Origin of the sequence: Prevotella pallens ATCC 700821 (assembly GCF_000220255.1) — a bacterium.
Classification (GTDB): domain Bacteria; phylum Bacteroidota; class Bacteroidia; order Bacteroidales; family Bacteroidaceae; genus Prevotella; species Prevotella pallens.
Window position 1 is genome coordinate 1,503,956 of the sequence record NZ_GL982513.1, and the last position, 9,183, is coordinate 1,513,138.

6 protein-coding genes are annotated in these 9,183 nt (G+C 34.5%); 5 read left to right on the forward strand and 1 reads right to left on the reverse strand.

Annotation, left to right across the window (positions count from 1 at the left end; all coding sequences use genetic code 11):
- Window positions 1-33: 33 nt before the first annotated feature.
- From HMPREF9144_RS05820 to serB, 5 genes are all read left to right on the forward strand, one after another.
- Window positions 34-1,683, forward strand: coding sequence for a hypothetical protein (locus tag HMPREF9144_RS05820; RefSeq protein ID WP_249031171.1), 1,650 nt, complete (start codon window positions 34-36; stop codon window positions 1,681-1,683).
- Between the two features lie 61 nt (window positions 1,684-1,744).
- Window positions 1,745-4,768, forward strand: coding sequence for a choice-of-anchor J domain-containing protein (locus HMPREF9144_RS05825; RefSeq protein WP_006044985.1), 3,024 nt, complete (start codon window positions 1,745-1,747; stop codon window positions 4,766-4,768).
- A gap of 217 nt (window positions 4,769-4,985) precedes the next feature.
- Window positions 4,986-5,537, forward strand: a complete 552-nt coding sequence (rfbC, locus tag HMPREF9144_RS05830; RefSeq protein ID WP_006044986.1) for a dTDP-4-dehydrorhamnose 3,5-epimerase — start codon at window positions 4,986-4,988, stop codon at window positions 5,535-5,537.
- A gap of 17 nt (window positions 5,538-5,554) precedes the next feature.
- Window positions 5,555-6,343: a DUF4738 domain-containing protein gene (locus HMPREF9144_RS05835; RefSeq protein WP_006044987.1), complete on the forward strand. Its 789-nt coding sequence runs from the start codon at window positions 5,555-5,557 to the stop codon at window positions 6,341-6,343.
- Window positions 6,344-6,409: 66 nt separating this feature from the next.
- Window positions 6,410-7,657, forward strand: coding sequence for a phosphoserine phosphatase SerB (gene serB, locus HMPREF9144_RS05840; RefSeq protein WP_006044988.1), 1,248 nt, complete (start codon window positions 6,410-6,412; stop codon window positions 7,655-7,657).
- A 552-nt stretch (window positions 7,658-8,209) separates the two neighbouring features.
- On the opposite strand, the gene HMPREF9144_RS05845 is transcribed toward serB, so the two are convergent.
- Window positions 8,210-9,031: a hypothetical protein gene (locus tag HMPREF9144_RS05845; protein ID WP_006044989.1), complete on the reverse strand. Its 822-nt coding sequence runs from the start codon at window positions 9,029-9,031 to the stop codon at window positions 8,210-8,212.
- Between the last annotated feature and the right edge of the window lie 152 nt (window positions 9,032-9,183).

Below are 9,183 nucleotides of genomic sequence, written 5' to 3' on the forward strand. Positions count from 1 at the left end.
TAATATTAACTTAATTTTTAATTTTAATAGCTTATGATTAAAAGATTATTTTCCAGTGCATTAACAATGGCAATTGTCAGTAGTGTTTTCGCACAGAACAATGCAGTTTGTGCCCGATTAACCGCACCTGCAAAGGAAACTAAAAAAAGTATTTACTATCTCAAACCTGAAGGCGTTCCTTTTGAAGTTACACCTAAAAATGGTAAAATGGCAGGTACAAGTTATCTTTATGTTCCTGGCTATAGCAAAACAAAATTTGTGCCTGTTGTACCAGAAAATACAAAATATTTTTGGCATCAGAATGTTTACGATATGAATGGAAATTGTAGAACATTCGATAGAACAGGAAAAACTAGTAATTTATTCTCAACCGACAACGATGGTAGTTTCAATATTATTACTAGATTTAATGGAGCCGATGCTCTTCCCACTATTGTTTGTGAAACAGATAGTTTTACACTTTCAGAGGAAAATCCACATTGGGGACCATTAGACTACGACCTCCCTGCAGTAATGTATTGGTATCCAAGAATAAAAAGTGGAACCTCATCAGCTATGGATTCCCATATCCGTCCTTTACAATTCACCGACGATAAAGTTAATAACTTCTATCTTGGAGGAATGGATAATGGATATCTTTTCGGTTCTGGTACTATTTCGAACGGAGAATATACGTCACGTGGCGTACAACAAATTTTAGAAAAACCAGTAGCACCACTTTGGGTAGAAGATGTTTTTCTACCAATTATATCTAAAAGTAGCAAGCCATTACCAAATGGGACAGAATTAACAATGCTCATTACCAATGTAGAAACAGATGCACAGGGAAAAAAGAAACCAGGAAGTGAAACAATAGCCGAACTAAAGTGTACATCTGCTGATATAGAGGTGAACGATCCTATTACTGATGCTAATGGAAAAAGTTATAATAAGTTTGCTGCTGTATTTACACATGAAGGAAAAGGATTCTTAATAGATAAAGAATTTGCTGTTATTGTGCGTGGTTTCGACCAACCAGGTGTAGATATGGGACTATCTGGTGCAGGAATACCTTATTATAATAAGGTATTAAGTCCAGCACTTTGCCTAATAAAAACTAAAGATGGCAAAAATAAAGCTGCAAACATTTATGCCGATAATAATATAGCACTAAGTGTTACATTCTCTGCAAAATTCGATTATGCCAATGGATATGTAGATGCAGGCATTGAAACTTCTTATAATTATGGGCTTGTTTTGATGAATAATGAAGGAACAGAAGGACAAACCACATGTACGCAAGGACTTGTTTTTCCTGGTGCTGTTGCGCAGTTAAATGGAATGTGGTACGATGACAATAAAAAAGAAGAATATACATTGTCTGGAATAGATAGTTGGATAAAGAGTTACACTATAGATGAAGAAAGTTATCGCGAATATGGTTTAACTGTAATTAAATTTACTTGTGATCCACTTCCTTCTAATGTAGCCGGACGTAAATGTGATATTTTAATTCATGGTAAAGGCGTAGTATCAGATAAACCTATTACAGTTGTACAAGGAGATGTTACTGCTGCAATTAATAATGTTCATTCATCTAATACAATAAAAGAAGGTCCTAATTACAATATTGCAGGACAACGTGTAGGAAAAGACTATAAAGGTATTATTATTAAGAATGGTAAAAAACAATTCAATAAGTAATTGAACATATACCGCAAAAGTATATAGATAACAATTAATTAAACAACATAAAACATATCTTATGAAGAAAAGAATTTATGCTTTAATTCTTGGAGGTATATTTACATTAGCAGGATGTCCTCTTACAAGTATAGCCCAAACAGCATCAACAGCAGAACCAACTACTGTAACAAAAGGTAAACCATATAAAGAAAATTGGGCAAACACCAAAGTAATTCTAAAAAAGAAAATTTGGACAGTAGAAGATAAAAATAACGACAACTATACATGGGAGGATTTAGATGCAGGAGCTCCAGCATATAATGGAGCAAATGCAACAGTAAATGCAGACGATTGGCTTGTATCGCCACCTTTACATTTAATAGCTGGACAAACTTATGCACTTGAAGCAGGAGCAGTTGTGGGAGGACATTCTGGAACTGGCCAAAGAATGAATATAGCTTATGGTACTGGCGACGATCCTACAACATATAACGAGATAGTTCCAACTACACCAATTTCGGGAACAGCCTTCGGAACACCTACAACTATAAAAACAACATTCACACCTACAGAGACAGGCGATTATCGTATAGGGTTCCATGCTGTAAGCGATAGACCTGGATATATTATTATGCGACCAGTAAAAGTTGAAGAAGCGGCTGAAACTTCTGGAACGCCAATTGCTATTTCAGACCTAAAGTTAGAAACAGGGCAAAATGGTGAACAAATGGTTAAAGTTTCATTCACAACTCCAACAAAAGATATAATGGGACGAGACTTAACTTCTATTACTTCTGCTACAATATATCGTGATGGTTCTGTAACACCTATTTATAAAATAGATAATCCCGGTATTGGACAGAGTATAGAATGGACTGATAATAATGTAGCTATTGGGCAACATTCATACGAAGTATACACTTATGTTGGCGATTTAAAGAGTGCCAAAGCTGAAGCGAAAATTTATGTTGGTAGCGAACTTGTGCCTGGTAAAGTTAAGAATGTAATTGCATACGATAATCTTAATGGGACAATTACATTAAAATGGGACCCTGTAAAAGTCGGAGCTAATGGCGGTTACATAGATCCTACTACTATTAAGTACGGTATTTTTGAGGGTATCTACGAAACTCCTATTGTAGAAGATATTACTGGAACTGAGGTTACAATTAAAGATATCCCTACAAATGGAACACAAGGTAGCAAATTCTACCAAATAGTAGCATATACAGATACAGAACATATTGGTGATGGCGGTTTTGCAGACCCATTTTTCTATGGAACACCATACGATTTTCCTTTCCATGAATCATGGCCTTATGGAACTTGGGAAAAAGGTCCATGGAGCGCTAGCTATAATGATACAAAGAAACATTTCAAAATCTCTAGAGATATATCTGCAGATGATGATGAAGGTTCGTTATTATTCACACCAGAAAGAGCTGGCGATGCAGCTACAATAGTAGGACCAAAGATGGATTTAGGTAAAGCTAAAAATCCACGCCTTTCATTCCAATTCTATGCCTATCCTGGTAGTAAGAGTAAACTACAAGTATACTTAGATGTAAATGGCCAATACAGGAAACTTGCTTCAGAAATAGATTATTCTACATTAACAGGAAATGTAGGTTGGCGTACTGTGAATGTAGATTGTGCCGATGCTGCTTTCAAAAAAGAAAATGGTTATGGCCGTGTTCTCATTCACGCTATCTCTGATGGAGAAAATATTATAGTAGATGACGTTAATGTTAACGATGCAATTAATTATAATGTTATAACAAACATCAACACTCCTCTTCATGCACAAGGTGGTGAACAAGCAGAAATTGTTGTTCATGTTCGCAATATAGGTTTAAAAGACGCAGAAGGCTTCCAAGTTAAACTCCACTCAAATAATGGTACGGAAATAGCTACAGAAAGTGGAACAATAGCTCCAGGAGAAACTCAGGAATATACATTCCATTATGTTGTTCCTTTCGATAATAAAGAGTTCCAGGTTTGGGCTGAATCAGATTGGGCAGCTGATGAAAATCAAGCTAATAATATTTCAGAGAAGAAAACAATTAAAGTTGTTACTGCTCCATATCCTGCAATAAACAATCTTAAAGCAAGTAAAAATGCTGATAAGGTTAAACTTGAATGGACGGCTCCTGTAGTAGAGAACTGTGTTATTACAGAAAGTTTTGAAACCTATGCACCATTCCTTATTGATGAAATAAATCCATGGACACTTTACGATGCTGATAAATGTCGCACAAATACTTTTGGTGGAATTACATTCCCAGGCAATGGACTTCCTTTTGCATACACTGTATTCAACTGTGATGGCACCACACATGGAATGGACGATGCAACAACCCAGATGTTTAAAGAGCGTTTTAATGGTCATAATAGTGCACAATCAATGATGAGCTTTGGAAATGTAGGCGATGCAACAAGTGGAAATAACGATTGGATTATATCTCCAGAGCTTTCAGGTAAGGCACAAACAATAAGTTTCTTCACAAAAGCACCACAATGCGATTATGCAAATTACGGACCAGAAGATTTTTATGTGGCTTATTCTACAAGTGGTAAAGATGTTAATGACTTCAAGAAGATATACACAGATAATGCTGCAGACAATATTAATTGGAAGAAGATTTCCGTAAATTTGCCTGAAGGTACAAAATACTTTGCTATTGTTCATACATCAACAGTACCACAATCTTCTTATGGATTTGAACCAGCAGGTCTTCTAATAGACGATATTACATACGAAAGTGCTCCATTACAGATTATTGGCTACAATATTTATCGCAATAATAAACTTATTGCTAACAATAATAATGCAAATGAAGTTACAGCATTTGATACAGACGGAACGGATAGCGATAATTATTATGTGATTACATTATATAATGTAGGCAACTCTAGTCCATCTAATGTTGCATCTATTACACCAACCGCAATAAATAATATTTCATTAGAAAACTCTACTGAAAAGACTACATCTATATATACTACATCAGGTGTTCGGGTTGGGAATAATATATCAATACTCCCTGCAGGACTCTATATTGTAAAACAAGGAAATAAAATACATAAAGTTATTGTAAAATAAATAAGAATAGATGGTACCCGTGTTTACGAGGTAGAGGAACAGAGAAGTATTAAAAACTTCAATGTTTAACTCATAAAATTAAATCGGTTTGATTTCTCTTATTGAATATCAAACCGATTTTTTATTGAAACAAGAAAACGTTAATAAACAAATGTTATGCTAACAATCCAATATCTTTTCGTAACTTTGCAATACAAAAAACTATTATAAGAACTATATGGAATATAAGAAGACCAATATTGAAGGTGTTTGGATTATAGAGCCAAAAGTGTTTAACGACAATCGTGGTTACTTTTACGAGGTTTGGAAACAAGCAGATTTTGATGAACATATTGGATATCATGTAGAATTTATTCAAGACAATGAATCAAAATCGAGTTTTGGTGTACTTCGTGGACTCCATTATCAAAGAGGTGAATATTCACAAGCTAAACTAGTACGTGTATTAAAAGGGAAAGTACTTGATGTGGCTGTAGACTTACGAAAAGATTCTCCTACACTTGGTAAATATGCAATGGTAGAATTATCGGAAGAGAATAAACGCCAGTTCTTTATTCCACGTGGTTTTGCACATGGATTTCTTGTATTATCAGATGAAGCAATATTCACTTATAAAGTAGACAATCTTTATGCACCACAAAGCGAAGTAAGTCTTCGTTGGAATGACGAAACAGTAGGAATAGACTGGCCTATTGATATAAAAGATATTGTTATTTCCGATAAAGATTTAAATCGAGCTGTTGCTTGGAATAAAATAGACCTCTTTTAAAAGTTAACAAAACGCTAATGAAACATATTAGTTTCTGCTTATTCTTCCTTTCTTTGTTTTTCGTAGGTTGTTTTAATAAAACAAAGCAAGGAGACTCTGTTGTTGAAGATGTAAAAGCAAAAGAACTTTTCCAAGGCCTTTGGGTATCTGATGACAATGGCGAGCCTGCTTTATTGGCAAAAGGTGATAGTGTATTTTTTCCAGATTCTGGTAGCATACCTGTACGCTTTTGGATATATAAAGATTCTTTTTACCTAAAAGGTCAAAGTAAGAATGGATATAAAATAAAAAAGCAATCGGAGAACTTATTTTCCTTTATTAATAATAATGGCGAAGAAGTGCGTCTTGTTAAGAGTGGAGATAAAAATCTTAGAGAATCATTCAGCTATCATGTATATGCTATGAATACATTTCAGCATATAGCATCTGATACGGTGGTGCGAACAGACTTAGGCTATTTCAATATAAAAATATCAGTTGAGACAACATCAGATAAAGTGATAAAGTCTACCTATAATGAAAGTGGAATAGAAGTAGACAATGCTTATCTTGATAATGTTGCTTCAGTGGTAATCTCAAATCAAAAGAAACTAGTCTACACACATGACTTTAGAAAGCAGGAATTTGCATCGATTATTGATAAAACTTTTTTGGATAAAAGTATTCTACGCAGATTCGAATTTAATCATTCCGATGCTAAAGCATTATATTTTGATGCTATTATTGGCATTCCTGACGCCTCAACAAGCTATGTTATCGCTATTAAAATAACAATAGATGGTAAGTTATCTATGAAAATGAGGTAGATAAGTGCTTAATAAAATGAGATGAATTTTAAGCCAGTACCAGTTCCTATATAAAATATATCAATTATGAAAAGTAAAGAAAACATTCAGGAAGAACAAATTTTAGTTCGAGTTACAGGACAAGATAGACCTGGACTCACAGCATCGATAATGGGAATATTGGCAAAGTACGATGCACGTATTCTTGATATTGGTCAGGCAGATATCCATGCCACACTCTCTCTTGGAATTCTTATACGAACAAACGAAGACAATTCGGGTAAGGTTATGAAAGATTTGCTTTTTAAAGCTACCGAATTGGGAGTAAACATTGGCTTCTCTCCTATTACAGACGATGAATACGAAAATTGGGTAAACCAACAAGGGAAAAACAGATATATCTTAACTATTATAGGGCGTTCACTTTCTGCAGAGAATATAGAAGCTACTACAAGAGTAATTGCTGTTCAAGGTATGAATATCGACTCTATTGTGCGTCTTACTGGTCGCCAAAGCATAAAGAGAGAAAGTCATAACGTTCGTGCTTGTATAGAGTTTTCTCTTCGTGGAACACCAAACGATTATGTTCAGATGCAAGCTGATTTAATGAAAATGAGCCAGGAACAAGGCATCGACTTCTCTTTGCAGAAAGACAATATGTATAGACGTATGCGTCGTCTTATATGTTTCGATATGGATTCTACCCTTATTCAAACAGAATGTATTGACGAGCTGGCTAAAAGAGCAGGAGTAGGCGACGAAGTAAAGAAGATTACAGAACGTGCGATGCGTGGAGAAATAGACTTTAAAGAAAGTTTTAAAGAACGTGTTGCACTCCTTAAAGGACTTGATGCGAGTGTTATGCAAGATATCGCAGAAAACTTCCCTATTACCGAAGGGGTAGATCGCTTAATGATGGTTTTAAAGAACTGTGGTTATAAAATCGCTATTCTTAGTGGAGGATTCACATTCTTTGGTGAATTTTTGCAACGAAGGTATAATATTGATTATGTCTATGCCAACGAATTAGAAATAGACGAAAACAATAAACTAACAGGAAACTTTGTAGGCGATATAGTAGATGGACGCAGAAAGGCTGAACTACTAAAGCTTATAGCACAGGTAGAAAAGGTAAACTTAGAGCAAACTATTGCTGTGGGCGATGGAGCTAACGACTTACCAATGCTTGCAGAAGCAGGATTAGGAATTGCATTCCACGCAAAGCCACGTGTAAGAGAGAATGCTGAACAAAATATTAGTACAATCGGTCTTGATGGTGTTCTTTATTTCTTAGGCTTTAAAGATAGCTATTTAGGAGAAGCCGGCAAATTGTAACGACATTCTAAATCGATAATAGAAGCCAAATACTATAACAAAAGAAGGTGCGTTTGTGTACATTTATATTCTCTGTAATATTCAACAATTTACCACCTTTTATAATAAACAAATAGTCCTTAGATGTTTTGTAGCATCTAAGGACTATTGTTATATTGTTGATGTGATTGGCATCAGAATCCTTAATTCTTACATCATTTAGAATCTTCACCTAGATGAATATGAATGAACATTTATTTATGTATAGCGATACAAAACATAGGTTATAGTTTGTTATGATATCTAATTTGCAACTGATAGATATCTAAGACTTGTATGACAGATATCTAAAACAAAAATGATAGATATCTAAGACAAAAGTAACTACATTTAGCCGCCTTTTCTAAATATTTAAGATTTTCTGTATGAAAGATAAATAACTAGTAGATGTAGCTTATAAATCTCCACCTATCACCTATTCAATAATATTAGCGATGGTATACGCTGATAAATTACAAAGTCTCATTTAGAAAAACTAAAAGAGACTTTGTAAATATGCTATGAGAAACTTTCTTATCTCACTCGTAAGCCATCTATAGCCTTTGCTGAATTTAACGAATTATAATTACGTGTAGCATTACCAAAGACATAGTTTCCTATATTATTAGTCGTAGTATAAGCTTTCAATATCTTTGCCTTTGCATTGTTAGTAGCTTGTCGAGCTAAATCAATATAGAATTCGTCGGTTGTGTTTGTGCTAACCCCATAACCATAGAATGTATCATAACCCTTCTGAGATTCATACCCAAGATGGAATCCCTTCTGGTTTGATTTAGCATCCATTCTAAATATTGTCCCAGACTTAGTATATTTAATATAAATATCACCATTTTTATCTATGTACCAAGAAAAGTCTAACGTCTGAGTTGATCCATCGTTTGCAGTATCAACCTCTGTTCCATGTCCCGACAGTGAATTCTTTGAACTTTCATATTGGAAAAACTTCATATTAGCATGGAAAGTTTGTGAAAGTCGTTGTCCATTTTCATCAAAAGCAATAGTCATGTTTCCAGCCCATTCTCCAGAAAGCATCTGAACTTCATTTAATAAAGGATCATTGTTTGATGGATTATAATTATCCACATAATCATAATTTACAGCATCCATAAAGTCTGCAAGTTCAGCAGCTGTAGCCATCGGGTAATAGTACAAAAACCATTCTCTCGTAGTATAATAGTCTGTACCACCGGGATATGCACGCCAATAGTTTTGAACAGCTTCCGTTACAAGGCTACTATAAGGAGGATAATAATCGTCTTCTGTATCGCAACTTGTAAAACCCATAGGGAGAGCAATAAGTGCAAGTACCATCAAGAATTTTGTAATCTGTCTCATAATCAATAGTCTCTTATATCTTATTCTTATTAATACCGCAAAATTAACACAATACAACAAACGAATGGATCACAATATCTCTACTTTACAATAGGGAAATCCCTAAAAAGAAATATTATAGTGCAGAATTGAATGCTTTTAAGAAAAAAAAT

Bases quoted from the DNA above. Each gene is read 5' to 3' on its own strand.
- HMPREF9144_RS05820 (WP_249031171.1), top strand. From the start codon at position 34: ATGATTAAAAGATTATTTTCCAGTGCATTAACAATGGCAATTGTCAGT.
- HMPREF9144_RS05825 (WP_006044985.1), top strand. From the start codon at position 1,745: ATGAAGAAAAGAATTTATGCTTTAATTCTTGGAGGTATATTTACATTA.
- rfbC (WP_006044986.1), top strand. From the start codon at position 4,986: ATGGAATATAAGAAGACCAATATTGAAGGTGTTTGGATTATAGAGCCA.
- HMPREF9144_RS05835 (WP_006044987.1), top strand. From the start codon at position 5,555: ATGAAACATATTAGTTTCTGCTTATTCTTCCTTTCTTTGTTTTTCGTA.
- serB (WP_006044988.1), top strand. From the start codon at position 6,410: ATGAAAAGTAAAGAAAACATTCAGGAAGAACAAATTTTAGTTCGAGTT.
- HMPREF9144_RS05845 (WP_006044989.1), bottom strand. From the start codon at position 9,031: ATGAGACAGATTACAAAATTCTTGATGGTACTTGCACTTATTGCTCTC.